Annotated in this window: 17 protein-coding genes; 9 read left to right on the forward strand and 8 right to left on the reverse strand. The window is 62.9% G+C overall.

Annotation, left to right across the window (positions count from 1 at the left end; translation table 11 throughout):
- From Q6A48_RS16360 to Q6A48_RS16390, 7 genes are all read right to left on the reverse strand, one after another.
- On the reverse strand, positions 1–498 hold a 498-nt coding region (locus Q6A48_RS16360), incomplete at its 3' end, for a response regulator (RefSeq protein WP_304555160.1).
- Between the two features lie 168 nt (positions 499–666).
- On the reverse strand, positions 667–1,428 hold the full coding sequence (gene phoU, locus Q6A48_RS16365) for a phosphate signaling complex protein PhoU (RefSeq protein ID WP_304555161.1): 762 nt from the start codon (positions 1,426–1,428) through the stop codon (positions 667–669).
- 118 nt (positions 1,429–1,546) lie between these two features.
- Positions 1,547–2,380, reverse strand: coding sequence for a phosphate ABC transporter ATP-binding protein PstB (gene pstB, locus Q6A48_RS16370; RefSeq protein ID WP_304555162.1), 834 nt, complete (start codon positions 2,378–2,380; stop codon positions 1,547–1,549).
- A gap of 163 nt (positions 2,381–2,543) precedes the next feature.
- Positions 2,544–4,214 carry a phosphate ABC transporter permease PstA gene (pstA, locus tag Q6A48_RS16375; RefSeq protein WP_304555163.1) on the reverse strand — a complete coding sequence of 557 codons (1,671 nt, stop codon included), beginning with the start codon at positions 4,212–4,214 and terminating at the stop codon, positions 2,544–2,546.
- Between the two features lie 15 nt (positions 4,215–4,229).
- Positions 4,230–6,263, reverse strand: coding sequence for an ABC transporter permease subunit (locus Q6A48_RS16380; RefSeq protein WP_304555236.1), 2,034 nt, complete (start codon positions 6,261–6,263; stop codon positions 4,230–4,232).
- 411 nt (positions 6,264–6,674) lie between these two features.
- Complete coding sequence (locus tag Q6A48_RS16385; RefSeq protein ID WP_304555164.1) at positions 6,675–7,673, reverse strand: phosphate ABC transporter substrate-binding protein PstS; 999 nt, start codon at positions 7,671–7,673, stop codon at positions 6,675–6,677.
- Positions 7,674–7,879: 206 nt separating this feature from the next.
- Complete coding sequence (locus Q6A48_RS16390) at positions 7,880–8,530, reverse strand: hypothetical protein (RefSeq protein ID WP_304555165.1); 651 nt, start codon at positions 8,528–8,530, stop codon at positions 7,880–7,882.
- Positions 8,531–8,903: 373 nt separating this feature from the next.
- On the opposite strand from Q6A48_RS16390, the gene coxB reads away from it, so the two are divergent.
- The 4 genes from coxB to Q6A48_RS16410 all read left to right on the forward strand — a co-directional run bounded on the left by coxB (position 8,904) and on the right by Q6A48_RS16410 (position 13,291).
- Complete coding sequence (coxB, locus tag Q6A48_RS16395; RefSeq protein ID WP_304555166.1) at positions 8,904–10,031, forward strand: cytochrome c oxidase subunit II; 1,128 nt, start codon at positions 8,904–8,906, stop codon at positions 10,029–10,031.
- An 82-nt stretch (positions 10,032–10,113) separates the two neighbouring features.
- A complete protein-coding gene (gene ctaD / locus Q6A48_RS16400) occupies positions 10,114–11,706 on the forward strand; it encodes a cytochrome c oxidase subunit I (RefSeq protein WP_024778458.1) in 1,593 nt (530 codons plus the stop codon).
- A 121-nt stretch (positions 11,707–11,827) separates the two neighbouring features.
- A complete protein-coding gene (locus Q6A48_RS16405; protein WP_304555168.1) occupies positions 11,828–12,379 on the forward strand; it encodes a cytochrome c oxidase assembly protein in 552 nt (183 codons plus the stop codon).
- 24 nt (positions 12,380–12,403) lie between these two features.
- Positions 12,404–13,291: a cytochrome c oxidase subunit 3 gene (locus Q6A48_RS16410; RefSeq protein WP_304555169.1), complete on the forward strand. Its 888-nt coding sequence runs from the start codon at positions 12,404–12,406 to the stop codon at positions 13,289–13,291.
- Positions 13,292–13,298: 7 nt separating this feature from the next.
- Here Q6A48_RS16410 and Q6A48_RS16415 read toward each other — a convergent pair whose 3' ends face one another.
- Entirely contained in the window at positions 13,299–13,502 is a 204-nt protein-coding gene (locus Q6A48_RS16415; RefSeq protein ID WP_304555170.1) for a twin transmembrane helix small protein, read from the reverse strand.
- Positions 13,503–13,572: 70 nt separating this feature from the next.
- Between Q6A48_RS16415 and Q6A48_RS16420 the strand changes: the two genes are divergently transcribed.
- The 5 genes from Q6A48_RS16420 to Q6A48_RS16440 are packed head-to-tail and all read left to right on the forward strand — an operon-like array spanning position 13,573 to position 17,478.
- Positions 13,573–14,310 carry an SURF1 family protein gene (locus tag Q6A48_RS16420; protein ID WP_304555171.1) on the forward strand — a complete coding sequence of 246 codons (738 nt, stop codon included), beginning with the start codon at positions 13,573–13,575 and terminating at the stop codon, positions 14,308–14,310.
- Positions 14,276–14,869: a PA_0111/PP_0108 family redox-active disulfide protein gene (locus Q6A48_RS16425; RefSeq protein WP_304555172.1), complete on the forward strand. Its 594-nt coding sequence runs from the start codon at positions 14,276–14,278 to the stop codon at positions 14,867–14,869. The genes Q6A48_RS16420 and Q6A48_RS16425 overlap by 35 nt, the downstream gene beginning before the upstream one ends.
- A 10-nt stretch (positions 14,870–14,879) precedes the next feature.
- Complete coding sequence (locus Q6A48_RS16430) at positions 14,880–15,959, forward strand: COX15/CtaA family protein (protein WP_304555173.1); 1,080 nt, start codon at positions 14,880–14,882, stop codon at positions 15,957–15,959.
- A complete protein-coding gene (cyoE, locus tag Q6A48_RS16435) occupies positions 15,947–16,846 on the forward strand; it encodes a heme o synthase (protein WP_304555174.1) in 900 nt (299 codons plus the stop codon). The genes Q6A48_RS16430 and cyoE overlap by 13 nt, the downstream gene beginning before the upstream one ends.
- The gene (locus Q6A48_RS16440; protein WP_304555175.1) at positions 16,843–17,478 is read left to right on the forward strand and encodes an SCO family protein; all 636 of its coding nucleotides are present in this window, start codon (positions 16,843–16,845) and stop codon (positions 17,476–17,478) included. Before cyoE ends, Q6A48_RS16440 begins: the two co-directional genes overlap by 4 nt.
- The last annotated feature ends 186 nt before the right edge of the window (positions 17,479–17,664 follow it).

Genomic DNA, 17,664 nt, shown 5'->3' on the forward strand with positions numbered 1-17,664 from the left:
GGCAGGCGCTGCTGCCGCGACCGGAGCGGCCTTGCCGCCGGTGAGTGCGCTCAGGGAGTCGTTGCCGAACGCCGAGTTCATCTTGGTCGGGGCGCTGTTCATCAGGGTGTCGAGCTTGCCGACCTTGTGCAGGGCCTGCTTGACCTTGGTCAGCAACTGTTCGTTGGTAAACGGCTTGCTGACGTAGCCGGAAACGCCGGCCTGGATCGCCTGGACCACGTTTTCCTTGTCGCCCCGGCTGGTCACCATCACGAACGGCATGCCCTTGAGGTTGTCTTGCTGACGGCACCAGGTCAGCAGTTCCAGGCCGGACATCTCGGGCATTTCCCAATCGCACAGCACCAGGTCGAACGCCTCGCGGGCCAGCAGCGCCTGGGCTTTCTTGCCGTTCACCGCGTCTTCGATGCGCACGCCCGGAAAGTAATTGCGCAGGCACTTCTTCACCAGGTCACGAATGAACGAAGCATCATCCACGACCAACACACTGACCTTACTCATCCAGATACACCTCTAAAAAATCCCGGCAAGCATACCGCTTTTACTGATGGCACATTGCCAAAAACCGTCAGTCACGCCGGGACTTTTCGTTCACGGGGTGCTGCTTTCGATTAAAAAAAACCCAAAAAAAAAGCCCGGCCAGAAGGCCGGGCGCTTTTCTTGGCAATCTTACTTATCGTCAGTCTCGCCCGGAACATTAGCGGTTTCGGACAGGGTGCCTTCAACTTCTTCCTTCATGCGCTTGAGCCCCATGTGCCGTACATCGGTACCGCGCACCAGGTAGATCACAAGTTCGGAGATGTTGCGCGCATGATCGCCGATACGCTCCAGGGAACGCAGGACCCAGATGATGCTCAGGACCCGGGAGATGGAACGCGGGTCTTCCATCATGTAGGTCGCCAGTTCACGCAGGGCGGTCTTGTATTCGCGGTCAATGATCTTGTCGTACTGGGCCACCGACAACGCCAGGTCGGCGTCGAAGCGGGCGAAGGCGTCCAGCGCGTCGCGGACCATGTTGCGCACCTGGTCGCCAATGTGGCGCACCTCGACGTAACCGCGCGGGGCCTCGCCTTCTTCGCACAGCTGGATGGCCCGGCGGGCGATCTTGGTGGCTTCGTCGCCGATCCGCTCCAGGTCGATCACCGACTTGGAGATGCTGATGATCAGGCGCAGGTCCGAAGCCGCCGGCTGGCGACGGGCCAGGATACGCAGGCATTCTTCGTCGATGTTGCGTTCCATCTGGTTGATCTGGTCGTCGATCTCCCGCACCTGCTGGGCCAGGCCGGAGTCGGCCTCGATCAGCGCGGTCACCGCGTCGTTGACCTGCTTTTCCACCAGGCCGCCCATGGCCAGCAGGTGGCTGCGCACCTCCTCTAGTTCGGCGTTGAACTGGGCGGAAATGTGGTGAGTAAGGCCTTCCTTCGAAATCATGGGGTTCGCTCCGCGAAAGTTGCGAGCTTCAAGCTGCAAGCTTCAAGCAGTTAAAAGTTGATCCTGATGACGCACCGTTTCTGACTTGCCGCTTGAAGCTCGCGGCTCGCAGCGGCCGCTAGCCATAGCGGCCCGTAATATAGTCTTCGGTCTGCTTCTTGGCCGGGTTGGTGAACAGGGTGTCGGTGTCGCCGAACTCCACCAGCTTGCCCATGTACATGAACGCGGTGTAGTCGGAAACCCGCGCCGCCTGTTGCATGTTGTGGGTCACGATGACGATGGTGAACTTGGACTTGAGTTCGTAGATCAGCTCCTCGACCTTCAGCGTCGAGATCGGGTCCAGCGCCGAGCACGGTTCGTCGAGCAGCAGCACTTCCGGTTCCACGGCGATGGTACGGGCAATCACCAGGCGTTGCTGCTGGCCGCCGGACAGGCCCAGGGCCGAGTCATGCAGGCGGTCCTTGACCTCGTCCCACAGCGCCGCGCCCTTGAGCGCCCACTCCACGGCTTCGTCGAGAATGCGCTTCTTGTTGATGCCCTGGATGCGCAGGCCGTAGACCACGTTCTCGTAGATGGTCTTCGGGAACGGGTTGGGCTTCTGGAACACCATGCCCACGCGACGGCGCAGCTCGGCCACGTCCTCGCCCTTGCGATAGATGTTGTTGCCGTAGAGGTTGATCTCGCCTTCGACGCGGCAACCGTCCACCAGGTCGTTCATGCGGTTGAAGGTGCGCAGCAAGGTCGACTTGCCGCAGCCCGACGGACCGATGAACGCGGTGACGCGTTGTTTCGGGATGTTCATGCTGACGTCATACAGCGCCTGCTTCTCGCCGTAGAACAGGCTCAGGCCGGGCACTTCGATGGCCACGGTTTCCTGGGCCAGGTCCAGGCTCTGCTTGTCGCGGCCCAGGGCCGACAGGTTGATGCCGTGTGAATGTGCTTCGTGTTGCATGGGAGGCTCCCTGTGCTAACAAATTCGGTTCGGCCGGCCACCGGGTGGCCCTGCCAATCTGTGTATTTGTGGGAGCGGGCTTGCTCGCGAAAGCGGTGTATCAGCTTGCATCTCTGCTGAATGTACCGCCGTCTTCGCGAGCAAGCCCGCTCCCACATAGAAATCAGCTATCCAGCGCCTTGTACTTCTCGCGCAGGTGGTTACGGATCCATACCGCCGACAGGTTCAGTACCGCGATCACCAGCACCAGCAACAGGGCCGTGGCGTACACCAGCGGTCGGGCCGCCTCGACGTTCGGGCTCTGGAAGCCCACGTCGTAGATGTGGAAGCCCAGGTGCATGATCTTCTGGTCCAGGTGCAGATACGGGTAGTTGCCGTCCAGCGGCAGCGACGGCGCCAGTTTCACCACGCCCACCAGCATCAGCGGCGCCACTTCACCGGCGGCACGGGCCACGGCGAGAATCATCCCGGTCATCATCGCCGGGCTGGCCATCGGCAGGACGATTTTCCACAAGGTCTCGGCCTTGGTCGCGCCGAGGGCCAGGGAGCCTTCGCGCACGGTGCGCGGGATCCGCGCCAGGCCTTCTTCCGTGGCCACGATCACCACCGGCACCGCCAGCAGCGCCAGGGTCAGCGAGGCCCAGAGCAGGCCGGGGGTGCCGAAGGTCGGCGCCGGCAGGGCTTCGGGGAAGAACAGGCGGTCGACCGAGCCACCCAGCACGTAGACGAAGAAGCCCAGGCCGAACACGCCGTAGACGATCGCCGGAACGCCCGCCAGGTTGTTCACCGCGATGCGGATCAGCCGGGTCATCGGCCCCTGGCGAGCGTACTCGCGCAGGTAGACCGCCGCCAGCACGCCGAACGGGGTCACGATCATCGCCATGATCAGGGTCATCATCACCGTGCCGAAGATCGCCGGGAAGATGCCGCCTTCGGTGTTGGCTTCACGGGGGTCGTCGCTGAGGAATTCCCAGACCTTGCTGAAATAGAAACCGAGCTTGGTCAGGGTGCCCATGGCGTTCGGCTGGTAGGCGTGCACCACCTTGCCGATGCCGATCTCCACTTCCTTGCCGTTGGCATCGCGGGCGGTCAGGCTGTCGCGGTTGAACTGCGCATGCAGGTCGGACAGGCGCGCTTCGATGTCCTTGTAGCGGGCATTGAGTTCGGCGCGCTCGCTTTCCAGGTCGGCCTGGGCGGCAGCGTCGAGCTTGCCGTCCAGTTCCAGTTTGCGCCCGTGCAGGCGGATGCGTTCCAGGCCGGCGTTGATCGCGCCGATGTCGGTTTTTTCCAGGGTCTTGAGGTCGGCGGCCAGTTGGTTGACGCGCTTGACGCGAGCCTGCAACTCCGGCCACGCGGCCTCGCCCTCGGCGACGACCTTGCCATCTTCCTTGACGTTGACCAGGTAGCCGTAGAAGTTGCCCCACTCGCGGCGCTCGATGGCCATCAGTTCCGGTGGCGTGGTCTGGTTGGTCAGCCAATCGCCGACGATCCAGGTGAAGTCGGTGCCGTTGAGGTCGCGGTTGCCCACCTTGACCAACTCGCGGGTCATGAATTCCGGGCCTTCGTCAGGCACCGGCAGGCCGGCGCTCTTGAGGCGCTCGCGAGGCACTTCTTCTTTCTGCACCACTTCGCCCACCACCAGGTGCGCGGGCATGCCCGGCACGTTGTAGTTGGCGTGGACCAGGTCCGCCGGCCAGAAGTGACCCAGGCCGCGCACCGCGATCACCGCCAGCAGGCCAATGGTCATGATGACCGCGATGGACACCGCGCCACCGCTGATCCAGACGCCGGGGGCGCCGCTCTTGAACCATCCTTTCAGGGAGTTCTGTTTCACAGACTTCTACCTTTCTTAAAGCGACGAATATTTCTTGCGCAGACGCTGACGGATCAGCTCGGCGAGGGTGTTCATGACGAAGGTGAACAGCAGCAGCACCAGCGCCGACAGGAACAGCACGCGGTAATGGCTGCCACCGACTTCCGACTCGGGCATTTCCACCGCCACGTTGGCCGCCAGGGTGCGCAAGCCTTCGAACAGGTTCATTTCCATGACCGGGGTGTTGCCGGTGGCCATCAGCACGATCATGGTTTCACCCACCGCGCGCCCCATGCCGATCATCAAGGCCGAGAAGATGCCCGGGCTGGCGGTGAGGATCACCACGCGGGTCATGGTCTGCCACGGCGTGGCACCCAGGGCCAGGGAGCCCAGGGTCAGGCCGCGAGGCACGCTGAACACGGCGTCTTCGGCGATGGAGTAGATGTTCGGGATCACCGCGAAGCCCATGGCCAGGCCGACCACCAGGGCGTTGCGCTGGTCGTAGGTGATGCCCAGGTCGTGGGAGATCCACATACGCATGTCACCGCCGAAGAACCAGGCTTCCATGTACGGGCTCATGTACAGCGAGAGCCAGCCCACGAACAGGATCACCGGGATCAACAAGGCGCTTTCCCAACCGTCCGGCACCTTCAGGCGCACGGACTCGGGCAGGCGGCTGAAGAAGAAACCGGCCACCAGGATGCCAATCGGCAACAACATCAGCAGGCTGAAGATCCCCGGCAGATGGCCTTCGACGTAAGGCGCCAGGAACAGGCCGGCGAAGAAACCGAGGATCACCGTCGGCATCGCTTCCATCAGCTCGATCACCGGCTTGACCTTGCGGCGCATGCCCGGGGCCATGAAGTACGCGGTGTAGATCGCCGCCGCCACCGCCAGCGGTGCCGCCAGCAGCATTGCGTAGAACGCCGCCTTGAGGGTACCGAAGGTCAGCGGCGAGAGGCTCAGCTTGGGTTCGAAGTCGGTGTTGGCCGCGGTCGATTGCCAGACGTACTTGGGTTCGTCGTAGTTTTCGTACCAGACCTTGCTCCACAACGCGCTCCACGACACTTCCGGGTGCGGGTTGTCCAGCGTCAGCGGTTGCAGCTTGCCGCCCTGCTCGACGATCAACCGGTTGGCCCGTGGCGACATGCCGAACAGGCCCTGGCCGTCGACCACCTGGTCCACCAGCAAGGTGCGGTGGGCGGTGCTGTGGAAGACCCCGAGCTTGCCGGCCGCGTCGAGGGCCACGAAGCCTTTGCGACGCTCTTCGGCGGTGATTTCAACAATCGGCGTGGTGCCCATCTGGAAGCTGCGGATCTGCTTCAGGCGTTGCTCGCCGTCAGGGTCGCGGGCCATGAACCATTGGCTCAGGCCACCCTTGGAGTCGCCGACGATCAGCGAAATGCCACCCACCAGCTGGGTCGCCGCAGTGACCTGGGCCTCACCGTTTTCCAGCAGCTTGTAGCGCCCGTTGAGGCTCTTGTCTCGCAGGCTGAACACATCGGCCTGGGCGCGTCCGTTGATCACGTACAGCCACTGCTGGCGCGGATCGACGAAGATGTGCTTCACCGGTTCGGTCATCTGCGGCAACTCGATGCGCGTCTGCTCGCTGGTGACTTCGCCGGTCATCATGTTTTCTTCGCTGGTCAGCGACAGCACCTGCAGTTGGGCGCCGCTGGAACCGGCCAGCAGCAGGGTCGAATCGGTGGCGTTGAGGCTGACGTGCTCCAGGGCGGCGCCTTGCTCGTTCAACGCGATAGGCGTTTCGCCATAGGGGTATTCGACCGCGGGCGAGATGGTTTTCTTGCCATCCGGGTAGCTGACCTTATAGGTGTGACGGAACACCAGGGCCTGGCCATTGGACAAGCCGACCGCCACCAGCGGGCTGCCGGGCTGGTCCTTGCCGATGGAGGTCACGCGGGTGCCGGCCGGGATCGGCAAGTCGACGCGGCGCAATTCGGCACCGCTGCCCAGGTCGAAAAACAGTGCCTGGCCCTTGTCGGAAACCCGCATCGCCACCTGGTTCTGTTCTTCGATGGCGATCATCAGCGGTTTGCCGGCGTCCTGCATCCAGGCCGGGGTAATCGAGTCCTTGGCGGTCAGGTCCGCGCCCTGGAACAGGGGCATTACCACATAGGCCAGGAAGAAGAAGATCAACGTGATGGCGGCGAGTACCGCGAGGCCGCCCACCAGCACGTACCAGCGGGTCAGGCGATCCTTGAGCGCACGGATACGGCGCTTGCGTTGCAGCTCAGGCGTATTGAAGTCAATGCGCTTGGGAGGGGAAGTCGTAGTCATTGTGGAATTGGCCAGATCATTCATGCGCACACCCTAGCGATCCTGTATGACAGAAAGATGACAATGCAGTGACGCAACAAAACCGCCGCCCGTGGGAACCGGCAGCGCAGGGGAAATTCGTGTGTGGGGAGCGAGCCTGCCCGCCCCCACAAAAAAGTCCGGGCGCTGGCCCGGACTCAGGTGTTACTGCTTGGCGACGTTGCCGCCTTCCGACAGGCCCAGGTCAGCCAGGGCCTTGGCGGCTACCTTGGCGGGCAGTGGGATGTAGCCGTCCTTGACCACGACTTCCTGGCCTTGCTTGGACAGGACCAGCTTCACGAACTCGGCTTCCAGCGGGGCCAGAGGCTTGTTCGGAGCCTTGTTGACGTACACGTAGAGGAAGCGCGACAGCGGGTACTTGCCGTTCAGGGCGTTTTCTTCGGTGTCTTCGATGTAATCGGTGCTGCCTTTCTTGGCCAGGGCCACGGTTTTCACGCTGGCGGTCTTGTAGCCGATGCCCGAGTAGCCCACGCCGTTGAGCGACGAGCTGATGGACTGCACGACCGAAGCCGAGCCAGGCTGTTCGTTCACGTTAGCCTTGTAGTCGCCTTTGCACAGGGCTTCTTCCTTGAAGTAGCCGTAGGTGCCGGATACCGAGTTACGACCGAACAGTTGTACCGGCTTGTTGGCCAGGTCGCCGGTCACGCCCAGGTCGCCCCAGGTCTTGACGTCGGTCTTGCCACCGCACAGGCGAGTGGACGAGAAGATCGCGTCGACCTGTTCCATGGTCAGGTGCTGGATCGGGTTGTCCTTGTGCACGAATACCGCCAGGGCGTCGACCGCCACTGGAATAGCGGTTGGCTTGTAGCCGTACTTCTGCTCGAAGGCTTGCAGCTCGTTGTCCTTCATCTTGCGGCTCATCGGGCCCAGGTTGGCGGTGCCTTCGGTGAGTGCGGGCGGCGCGGTGGAGGAACCGGCGGCCTGAATCTGGATGTTTACGTTCGGGTATTCCTTCTTGTAGTTCTCGGCCCACAAGGTCATCAGGTTGGCCAGGGTATCGGAGCCGACGCTGGAGAGGTTGCCCGATACACCAGTGGTCTTGGTGTAACTCGGGATCGCAGGGTCAACAGCGGCAACCGCGTTGGCAGTCGCGACGCCAGCAGCGACAAACGTCATTGCCGCCATCAAACGCTTCAGTTTCATGCCTTACTCCTAGCAGATAGGGTGTGTTAAGTCGGCCAAGTATCGGTAAGCCGTGTGAACACTCTATGGCTGAAATATGACAATTGGATGAAAGGCCAGCATGGAGTTTTACAAAGCGTTTCTGCTAGCGCCGGGCGCGAATGGGCCGGCGCACCGGTCGCGGCTTTCTGTGGGGCGGGCACGATGCGGATGCCCGCCCCAACGCGTCAAGCGGCGGGCTGATCGAGCTCCAGGCCCAGGCCCAGGCGGCGCGACATGCAAGGCCAGCGCTTCCAGGCGGCACCGGTTTGCGGGCTGCTGAGCTTCTCGCGGTAGCTTTCCACCGACTCCAGGGCGAATGTCTCGTCGTTGAGCATCTCGTCGAAGGCGTGATGCACCACTTCATCGAGCTGGTTGGCGAAGGCCTCGCCGATCAACTGGTGGGCGATCAGGTTGGCGACCGTCATGTCCAGGGGGATCAGTGGCTGGCCGAAATGCTTGATGTACAGGTCATTGACCTCTTCGACGAATCGATGGGCCAGGTAGGCTTCGTCCAGCAGGCTGTCGAGCCCGACATGGCCGGCCATGATCGTCGGCGGCTGGAGGAAATACTGTTCGGCGATCTTCAGGACCGGCTTGATCTGCGGCTCGATCCCCGCCTCCCGGGCGACGTCGTTGGCGGCATCGAGCAGGTCAGGCACCTCATCGATGTAGGCGGCGACAAAACGCGCCAGGACAGCATTGGCGTTGGTCTCGGGCAATTGAATGGCACGGTGCAGGTGCGGTAGCTGGGTTTCCAGCTGACGGGCCAACTGGCCGGTCTGGGCTTCGTGTTGTTGGGCTTTTTGGATCTGCTCGCGCAATGCGGCGGTGTTCATGACAACTCCAGGAAAACAAAGGCAGTGAATTAGGGAAGACATAACTTAGCTGGCGCATACGCACTCCTAAGACCCATTTGTCATAACCCGTTCATCCTTGATACGTCGCAGTTATATCGGTTTGCCATCACTCAGACTGCATCGTTCTCCATTCGCGGCCCCCGGCGCAAGTCCCCCCTGTTTCAAACGATTTACGCGGTCGCGTTGCGAGGTTGCAGTCGCTGTCTATACTCGGTTTGGAATGGAGTTAGCTGATGACACCCGATGCATAGGCAGCAAGGCACGGCGGTCGAGTTCGCAGTCTGATGTAGCCGCTCTCCTTGCCGCAGGCGCTACGCCTACGGGATAACAAGAACGATAAGGGGAACCCGCAATGACGCGACATCCACACGTATGGATGGGCCTCCTGTTGTGGTCGATTTTCAGCCCGGCGCACGCCGCCTGGACTGTGAATATGGCGCCTGGAGCGACACAGATCAGCCACGCAGTGTTCGACTTGCACATGACCATCTTCTGGATCTGTGTAGTCATCGGCATCATCGTCTTCGGCGCCATGTTCTGGTCGATGATGATGCACCGCCGCTCAACCGGCCAGAATGCCGCCCACTTTCATGAAAACACCCGCGTCGAGATCCTCTGGACGATCGTGCCTTTCATGATCCTGGTGGCCATGGCGATTCCCGCCACCGCCACATTGATAAAGATGTACGACTCCAGCGAGTCGGACATCGACATCCAGATCACCGGCTACCAGTGGAAATGGCACTACAAGTACCTGGGCCAGGACGTCGAGTTCTTCAGCAACCTGGCGACACCCGCCGAACAGATCCATAACCAGAGCGCCAAGGGCGAGCACTACCTGCTGGAGGTCGACAAGCCGCTGGTGCTGCCGGTCGATGCCAAGGTGCGCTTTCTGGTGACCTCCGCCGACGTCATCCACTCCTGGTGGGTGCCGGCCTTCGCGGTCAAGCGCGATGCGATCCCCGGGTTCGTCAACGAAGCCTGGACCCGCGTCGACAAGCCCGGCATCTATCGCGGCCAATGCGCCGAGCTGTGCGGCAAGGACCACGGCTTCATGCCCATCGTGGTCGAGGTCAAGAGCAAGCCCGACTACGAGAAATGGCTGGGCGAACGCAAGGCCGAAGCTGCGCAGCTCAAGGAGCTGACCAGCAAGGAATGGACCCTGGACGAACTCAAGGAACGTGGCGACAAGATCTACCACACCACGTGCGTGGCCTGTCACCAGGCCGAGGGCCAGGGCCTGCCGCCGATGTTCCCGGCCCTCAAGGGTTCGAAGATCGCCACCGGGCCCAAGGCTGATCACCTGAGCCTGGTCTTCCATGGCAAGCCTGGCACCGCCATGGCCGCGTTCGGCAAGCAATTGTCGGAAGTCGATATCGCCGCCGTCGTGACCTATGAACGCAACGCCTGGGGCAACAACAAGGGCGACATGGTCACGCCTAAAGAAGTGCTGGAACTCAAACAGGCGGAAAGCAAATGAGCCGGCCTGACGTGTGCTTCCGCAACCGGTCGGGGCTGATCGCCCCGCGCCGTCCAGCCCATTCGTTCGAAGGAGACAGGACATGAGTGCTGTGATCGATGACCACGGTCATGCCGGCGCCGACCACGCCCACGGCCCCGCCAAGGGCCTGATGCGCTGGGTACTGACCACCAACCACAAGGACATCGGCACGCTGTACCTGTGGTTCGCGTTCTCCATGTTCCTGCTCGGCGGCTCGTTCGCCATGGTGATCCGCGCCGAGCTGTTCCAGCCCGGCCTGCAGATCGTGGAGCCGGCGTTCTTCAACCAGATGACCACCATGCACGGCCTGGTGATGGTGTTCGGCGCGGTGATGCCGGCCTTCGTCGGCCTCGCCAACTGGATGATCCCGCTGATGATCGGCGCGCCGGACATGGCCCTGCCGCGCATGAACAACTTCAGCTTCTGGCTGTTGCCGGCGGCGTTCCTGCTGCTGGTCTCGACGTTGTTCACCGCCGGGGGCGGGCCGAATTTCGGCTGGACCTTCTATGCGCCCCTGTCCACCACCTACGCGCCGGAAAGCGTGACGTTCTTCATCTTCGCCATCCACCTGATGGGGATCAGTTCGATCATGGGCGCGATCAACGTGATCGCCACCATCCTCAACCTGCGCGCCCCCGGCATGACCCTGATGAAAATGCCGCTGTTCGTCTGGACCTGGCTGATCACCGCGTTCCTGCTGATCGCAGTGATGCCGGTGCTGGCCGGCTGCGTGACGATGATGCTGATGGACATCCACTTCGGCACCAGCTTCTTCAGTGCCGCCGGCGGCGGTGACCCGGTGCTGTTCCAGCACGTGTTCTGGTTCTTCGGCCACCCCGAGGTGTACATCATGATCCTGCCGGCCTTCGGCGCCGTCAGCTCGATCATCCCGGCCTTCTCGCGCAAGCCGCTGTTCGGCTACACCTCGATGGTCTACGCCACCGCGGCCATCGCGTTCCTGTCGTTCATCGTCTGGGCGCACCACATGTTCGTGGTGGGCATCCCGCTGGTGGGCGAGCTGTTCTTCATGTACGCCACCTTGCTGATCGCCGTGCCCACCGGGGTGAAGGTGTTCAACTGGGCCAGCACCATGTGGCAGGGCTCGCTGACCTTCGAGACACCGATGCTGTTTGCCGTGGCGTTCGTGATCCTGTTCTCCATCGGCGGTTTCTCCGGGTTGATGCTGGCGATCGCGCCGGCGGACTTCCAGTACCAGGACACCTACTTCGTGGTCGCGCACTTTCACTATGTACTGGTGCCTGGCGCGATCTTCGGGATCTTCGCCTCGGCCTACTACTGGCTGCCGAAATGGACCGGCCACATGTATGACGAGACCCTGGGCAAGCTGCATTTCTGGCTGTCGTTCATCGGGATGAACATGGCGTTCTTCCCGATGCACTTCGTCGGCCTGGCGGGCATGCCCCGGCGGATCCCCGACTACAACCTGCAGTTCGCCGACTTCAACATGGTCTCGTCCATCGGCGCGTTCATGTTCGGCACCACGCAGATCTTCTTCCTGTTCATTGTGATCAAGACCATCCGTGGCGGCCCACCGGCACCGGCCAAGCCGTGGGATGGCGCCGAAGGCCTGGAATGGAGCGTGCCGTCGCCGGCGCCGTACCACACCTTCACGACGCCGCCGGAAGTGAAATAGATGACACATGGCGCCCATGTGGGAGCGAGCTTGCTCGCGATGGCGGTGTACCTGACACACCGCGCTGCCTGCATCGCGAGCAAGCTCGCTCCCACAGGGTTCTCGGTGAGGTCTGAAAATCATGGCTGACTCGATTTCACTGAAGAAACTGGTCACCCGCCTGCTGGTCGTGGTGGTGGCCATGTTCGTCTTCGGCTTTGCCCTGGTGCCGATCTACGACGTGATGTGCAAGGCGTTCGGCATCAACGGCAAGACCGCCGGGCAGTACGAAGGCGAGCAGGTGGTCGATGAGTCGCGGCAGGTGCGCGTGCAGTTCGTGTCGACCAACTCGGTGGACATGCCCTGGGACTTCTACCCCAAGGGCGATCAACTGGTGGTGCGCCCGGGCGCGGTGAACGAGATGGTCTTCGTCGCCCACAACCCCACCAACCGGCCAATGAGTGCCCAGGCCGTGCCGAGCATCGCGCCGAGCACCGCGGCGGCGTATTTCCACAAAACCGAATGTTTCTGTTTTACCCAGCAAGTGCTGCAACCCGGCGAACGCATCGAAATGCCCATGCGCTTCATCGTCGACCGGGACATGCCCAAGGAAGTGAAGCACCTGACGCTGTCCTACACGCTGTTCGATATCACCGCTCGTCATCCACCGGTGGCTCTAAACACTGACCGATAGCGTGCCCGATAAGGAGAACAATAAATGGCAACTCACGAACACTATTACGTTCCGGCCCAGAGCAAATGGCCGATCATCGCCACGGTCGGGATGTTCGTCACGGTGTACGGCCTGGCGACCTGGTTCAACGACCTGAAGGCCGCGCGACCGGAATCCCACGGCCCGCTGATCTTCTTCGTCGGCGGCCTGCTGGTGGCCTACATGCTGTTCGGCTGGTTCGGCGCGGTGATCAAGGAAAGCCGCGCCGGGCTGTACAGCCCGCAGCTCGACCGCTCGTTTCGCTGGGGCATGAGCTGGTTCATCTTTTCCGAGGTGATGTTCTTCATCGCCTTCTTCGGCGCGCTGTTCTATGTCCGCCACGTGTCGGTGCCGGGCCTGGCGGGCGAAGGCACCAAGGGCCTGTCGCACATGCTCTGGCCGAATTTCGAATACGCCTGGCCGCTGCTGAACAACCCCGACCCGAAACTCTACCCGGCCCCCAAGGAAGTCATCAGCCCCTGGGGCCTGCCGCTGCTCAACACCGTGCTGCTGGTCAGTTCCAGCGTCACGATCACCATCGCCCACCACGCCTTGAAAAAAGGCCATCGCGGCGCGCTGAAGCTGTGGCTGGCGATTACCGTGCTGCTGGGTTGCGCCTTCCTGGGCTTCCAGGCCGAGGAATACATCCATGCCTACAAGGAACTGGGCCTGACCCTCGGCTCCGGCGTCTACGGGGCCACCTTCTTCATGCTCACCGGGTTCCACGGCGCCCACGTCACCATCGGCACGATCATCCTGTTCGTCATGCTGATGCGCATCCTGCGCGGGCATTTCGACAACGAGCATCAGTTCGGCTTCGAGGCGGCGAGCTGGTATTGGCACTTCGTCGACGTGGTGTGGATCGGCTTGTTCATCTTCGTCTACGTGCTCTGAGGCACGACTACCAGGGCGCGTGAGACACCAACTGGCCGCTGAAGAAGCCCCAGGCGATCAAGCCGACGGTGATCACGGCCAGGCAGACCCGCACCGCCAGGGCGATGACCAGGCGATTCGAATCGCTGTCGTCCTTGACCAGGAAAAACAGGCCGCTGAACAGGCTTGCAACCGTGGCAATCAGCATCAGGACGATGGCCGCTTTTAGCATTGGGGACACTCCGGGGGGACGCGATGCAGGTGAGTATAGCTATCCCGTTCGAGCACTTTCGGACGGCGCCATGAAAGGCTTCCGGCCGGGCCTCGTGCCGTCGCTGGTGGTGGCCGTGCTGGTGCCGGTGATGGTGTGCCTGGGGTTCTGGCAGTTGGGCCGCGGCGAACAGAAGCGCGTGCTCATGCAACAGTACGCCGAGCGCCGCGTGGCGCCGCCGATGGACAGCGCCGAACTGGCCCAGGCCGGCGACCCGGCCTTTCGGCTGCTCGAGTTGCACGGCCAGTTCGATGCCGAGCACAGCCTCCTTTTGGACAACCGCCAACACGACGGCCAGGTCGGCGTCGAACTGCTCCAGCCGTTTCTCGACCCCGCCAGCGGGGTGTGGCTGCTGGTCAATCGCGGCTGGCTGCCGTGGCCTGATCGCCGCACGCCGCCGGTCTTCACCACCCCCGAACAACCGGTGAGCCTCCAGGCCTGGGTCTATGTCGCACCGGGCGCGACCTTCCAGCTCCACGCCGACCCGACCGCCGCCCCCTGGCCGCGCCTGGTCACCGCCATCAAGCCGGACACGCTCTGGGCGGAACTGGGTCGCAACGGCTTCAGCTATGAATTACGCCAGCAAAGCGGCCCTGGCGCCTACCGGACCGACTGGCCGGTGGTGAGCATGGGGCCGGAAAAACACCTCGGTTATGCCGTGCAGTGGTTCGCCATGGCGGCGGCGCTGTTCGGCCTTTTTCTCTATCTCGGATGGCACAACGCAGGGAGACCGCATGGGAACCACCATGAATCCAACCAACACGTCTGAGGCACCCGCCACCCCTAGCCGGCGCAAGGGACGCCTGCAACTGCTGCTGATCGTGTTCGGCGTGATTGGACCGATGATCCTGGCCACCGGCATGTACAAGTTCCAATTCTGGGTGCCGGACAGCCGCAGCTACCACGGCGAGTTGATCGGCAACGGCCAGACCCGCGCCGAGATCGGCGTGCAGGCCGACGAGCAGCGCTGGCAGATCCTGGTCACCGCGCCGAAGGAATGCGCAGTGGATTGCCGGCAACTGGTGTACCTGGCCCGCCAGGTACAGATCGGCCTGGGCCGCGACGCTTCCCGCGCCAGCCATGCCCTGGCCATCGCCCAGCCGCTGGACGCCGAATACGACGCTCAGCTGCAACGCGAATACCCGCAATTGCAGCGCTACCCGCTGGACCTGCCGGCCTACCGCAAAGGCGCCCAGGATGCCGGCGGCGCCCAGCTGTGGATCGTCGATCCCCACAGCAACCTGGTGCTGCGCTACGACGCCCGGGTCAAGGGCAAGGACCTGCTCAACGACCTGCGCCACCTGCTGAAACTGTCGAACATCGGATGAGGGCATCGACATGGCCAAACCTGGATTTCGCCTCGCGCTGTTCGCCACGTTGCTGGCGCTGATCGTCGTCCTGCTGGGCGCCTACACCCGGCTCACCCACGCCGGCCTCGGCTGCCCGGACTGGCCCGGTTGCTACGGTTTCATCAGCGTGCCCAAGAGCGAAGCCCAACTGGCCCATGCCGAGCTGCACTTCCCTGACGCCCCGGTGGAAGCCCACAAGGGCTGGAACGAAATGGTCCATCGCTACTTTGCCGGGACCTTGGGGCTGTTGATCACCGCGCTGGCCGCCCGGGCTTGGATGAACCGTCACCGCCCCGGCCAGCCGTTGAAGCTGCCGTTGTTCCTGCTGGCCGTGGTGTTCGCGCAAGCCGCATTTGGCATGTGGACCGTCACCCTCAAGCTCTGGCCGCAGGTGGTGACCGGGCATTTGCTGGGTGGGTTCGCGACGTTGAGCCTGCTGTTCCTGCTGACCTTGCGGTTGTCCGGCGTATTGCCGGCGCTGACCGTGCCCAAGCGCCTGCAACATTGGGCCACCGCCGGGCTGCTGCTGGTGATCGGCCAGATTGCCCTGGGTGGTTGGGTCAGCTCCAACTACGCCGCCGTGGCCTGCATCGACTTCCCCACCTGCCACGGCCAATGGCTGCCACCGGCGGATTTCGCCAATGGCTTTCACCTCACCCAGCACATCGGCCCCAATTACCTGGGCGGGCAACTGGACAGCGACGCCCGCACCGCCATCCACCTGACCCACCGCATCGGCGCGCTGCTGGTGACCGTCGTACTGCTCGGGTTGGCCTGGCAGTTGAAAACCGTCGGCATGACCCGCCTCGCCGGCCTGGTCTTGGCGGCCCTGGCGGCGCAAATCACGCTGGGCATCAGCAACGTGCTGTTTCATCTGCCGCTGCCGGTGGCCGTCGCCCACAACGCCGGGGGCGCGGCGCTGTTGCTGACCCTGGTGCTGGTCAATTATCACGCCCGCACCAGCCTGGTCCGGGTCAGGCACCAAGTCCCGCTGCGCTGGCGGCTCACCCCGGCTAAACACGGCGCCAGCCCCCTGACAATAAAAGGAGAGATGCCATGGCAACCCTGACCGGTGAACGCCACAGCCAAGCGATCTGGCGCGATTACCTGGAGCTGACCAAGCCCAAGGTGGTGGTGCTGATGCTGATCACCTCGCTGGTGGGCATGTTCCTCGCCACCCGGGCCGGCGTGCCGTGGACGGTGCTGGTGTTCGGCAACCTGGGCATCGCCCTGTGTGCCGGTGGCGCGGCGGCGGTCAACCACGTGGTGGACCGGCGGATCGACGCGGTCATGGCCCGTACCCACAAGCGGCCACTGGCCGAGGGCCGGGTCTCCCCGGCGGCGGCCCTGACGTTCGCCCTGGCCCTGGCCGTGGCCGGCCAAGCGTTGCTGCTGGCCTTCACCAACCCGCTGACCGCCTGGCTGACCCTCGCTTCCCTGCTGGGCTACGCGGTGGTCTACACCGGCTTCCTGAAACGGGCGACGCCGCAGAACATCGTCATCGGCGGCCTGGCCGGCGCGGCGCCACCGTTGTTGGGCTGGGTGGCGGCCACCGGTCACGTCAGCGCCGAACCGCTGCTGCTGGTGTTGATCATCTTCGCCTGGACCCCGCCGCACTTCTGGGCCCTGGCCATCCACCGCAAGGAGGAATACGCCAAGGCCGACATCCCAATGCTGCCGGTGACCCACGGCGAGCACTACACCAAGATCCACATCCTGCTCTACACCCTGGTGCTGCTGGCGGTGAGCCTGATGCCGTTCGTGATCCAGATGAGCGGGATGCTCTATCTCGTCTGCGCCCTGGTGCTCGGCGCCCGGTTCCTGCAATGGGCCGTAGTGTTGTACCGTGGCAGTCGGCCGCACGCGGCGATCAACACGTTCAAGTACTCTATCTGGTACTTGTTCCTGCTGTTCATCGCCCTGCTTGTAGATCACTACTTACTGTTGAGCCTATGACTCGAACCCAGAAAACCGTCTTCATCCTCGTGGCCGTGATCGCGCTGATCCTCGGCCTCACCGTCAACAAGGTGCTGTCCGGCAAGGGCGAAGGCGACCCGACGGCACTGATCGACGCCGGCATCATCCTGCTGCCCCAGAGCCGCACCCTGCCGGACGTGAAAATGACCGACCAGGACGGCCAGCCCGTGGCGATCGATAGCTTGAAGGACAAGTGGAGCCTGCTGTTCTTCGGCTACACCTTCTGCCCGGACATCTGCCCGACCACCCTCGCCCAGCTGCGCCAGATCAAGAGCGAACTGCCGCCCGCGACAGTAGAAAAATTGCAGATCGTGCTGGTCAGCGTCGACCCCAACCGCGACACGCCCAAGCAGCTCAAACAATACCTGGGCTACTTCGATCCGCAATTCAAAGGCCTGACCGCTTCATCCATCGAAGACCTGCAAAAGCTCGCCAACGCCGTGAGCATCCCGTTCATCCCGGCGGACACCAGCAAACCCAACTACACCGTCGACCACAGCGGCAACCTCGCCGTCATCGGCCCCGACGGCAAGCAACGCGGCTTCATCCGCGCACCGTTGAACAACCAGAAACTGGTGGCGCAATTGCCGGAGATGCTCAAGCGCAAATAGCGCTTCCAGGGGCATGGCATTCAGTTGAGCCATGCCGATTCATTGTGGTGGGTGAACTCATTGTGGCGAGGGAATTTATCCCCGCTGGGCTGCGCAGCAGCCCCAAACAATCATCTCGATATGTCAAGCTGGACGCGTTCAACCATTGGAGTTGCTTCGCAACTCAGCGGGGATGAATCCCCTCGC

Source organism: Pseudomonas citrullilanati (genome assembly GCF_030580855.1).
In the GTDB taxonomy this organism is placed as follows: Bacteria; Pseudomonadota; Gammaproteobacteria; order Pseudomonadales; family Pseudomonadaceae; genus Aquipseudomonas; species Aquipseudomonas citrulli.

Excerpts from the sequence above, each read along its gene's own strand:
- Q6A48_RS16410 (WP_304555169.1), top strand. The coding sequence starts at position 12,404 with ATGGCAACTCACGAACACTATTACGTTCCGGCCCAGAGCAAATGGCCG.
- Q6A48_RS16420 (WP_304555171.1), top strand. The coding sequence starts at position 13,573 with ATGAAAGGCTTCCGGCCGGGCCTCGTGCCGTCGCTGGTGGTGGCCGTG.
- Q6A48_RS16440 (WP_304555175.1), top strand. The coding sequence starts at position 16,843 with ATGACTCGAACCCAGAAAACCGTCTTCATCCTCGTGGCCGTGATCGCG.
- Q6A48_RS16405 (WP_304555168.1), top strand. The coding sequence starts at position 11,828 with ATGGCTGACTCGATTTCACTGAAGAAACTGGTCACCCGCCTGCTGGTC.
- pstB (WP_304555162.1), bottom strand. The coding sequence starts at position 2,380 with ATGCAACACGAAGCACATTCACACGGCATCAACCTGTCGGCCCTGGGC.
- Q6A48_RS16425 (WP_304555172.1), top strand. The coding sequence starts at position 14,276 with ATGGGAACCACCATGAATCCAACCAACACGTCTGAGGCACCCGCCACC.
- Q6A48_RS16415 (WP_304555170.1), bottom strand. The coding sequence starts at position 13,502 with ATGCTAAAAGCGGCCATCGTCCTGATGCTGATTGCCACGGTTGCAAGC.
- ctaD (WP_024778458.1), top strand. The coding sequence starts at position 10,114 with ATGAGTGCTGTGATCGATGACCACGGTCATGCCGGCGCCGACCACGCC.
- coxB (WP_304555166.1), top strand. The coding sequence starts at position 8,904 with ATGACGCGACATCCACACGTATGGATGGGCCTCCTGTTGTGGTCGATT.
- Q6A48_RS16390 (WP_304555165.1), bottom strand. The coding sequence starts at position 8,530 with ATGAACACCGCCGCATTGCGCGAGCAGATCCAAAAAGCCCAACAACAC.
- Q6A48_RS16385 (WP_304555164.1), bottom strand. The coding sequence starts at position 7,673 with ATGAAACTGAAGCGTTTGATGGCGGCAATGACGTTTGTCGCTGCTGGC.
- Q6A48_RS16380 (WP_304555236.1), bottom strand. The coding sequence starts at position 6,263 with ATGCAGGACGCCGGCAAACCGCTGATGATCGCCATCGAAGAACAGAAC.
- Q6A48_RS16430 (WP_304555173.1), top strand. The coding sequence starts at position 14,880 with ATGGCCAAACCTGGATTTCGCCTCGCGCTGTTCGCCACGTTGCTGGCG.
- phoU (WP_304555161.1), bottom strand. The coding sequence starts at position 1,428 with ATGATTTCGAAGGAAGGCCTTACTCACCACATTTCCGCCCAGTTCAAC.
- cyoE (WP_304555174.1), top strand. The coding sequence starts at position 15,947 with ATGGCAACCCTGACCGGTGAACGCCACAGCCAAGCGATCTGGCGCGAT.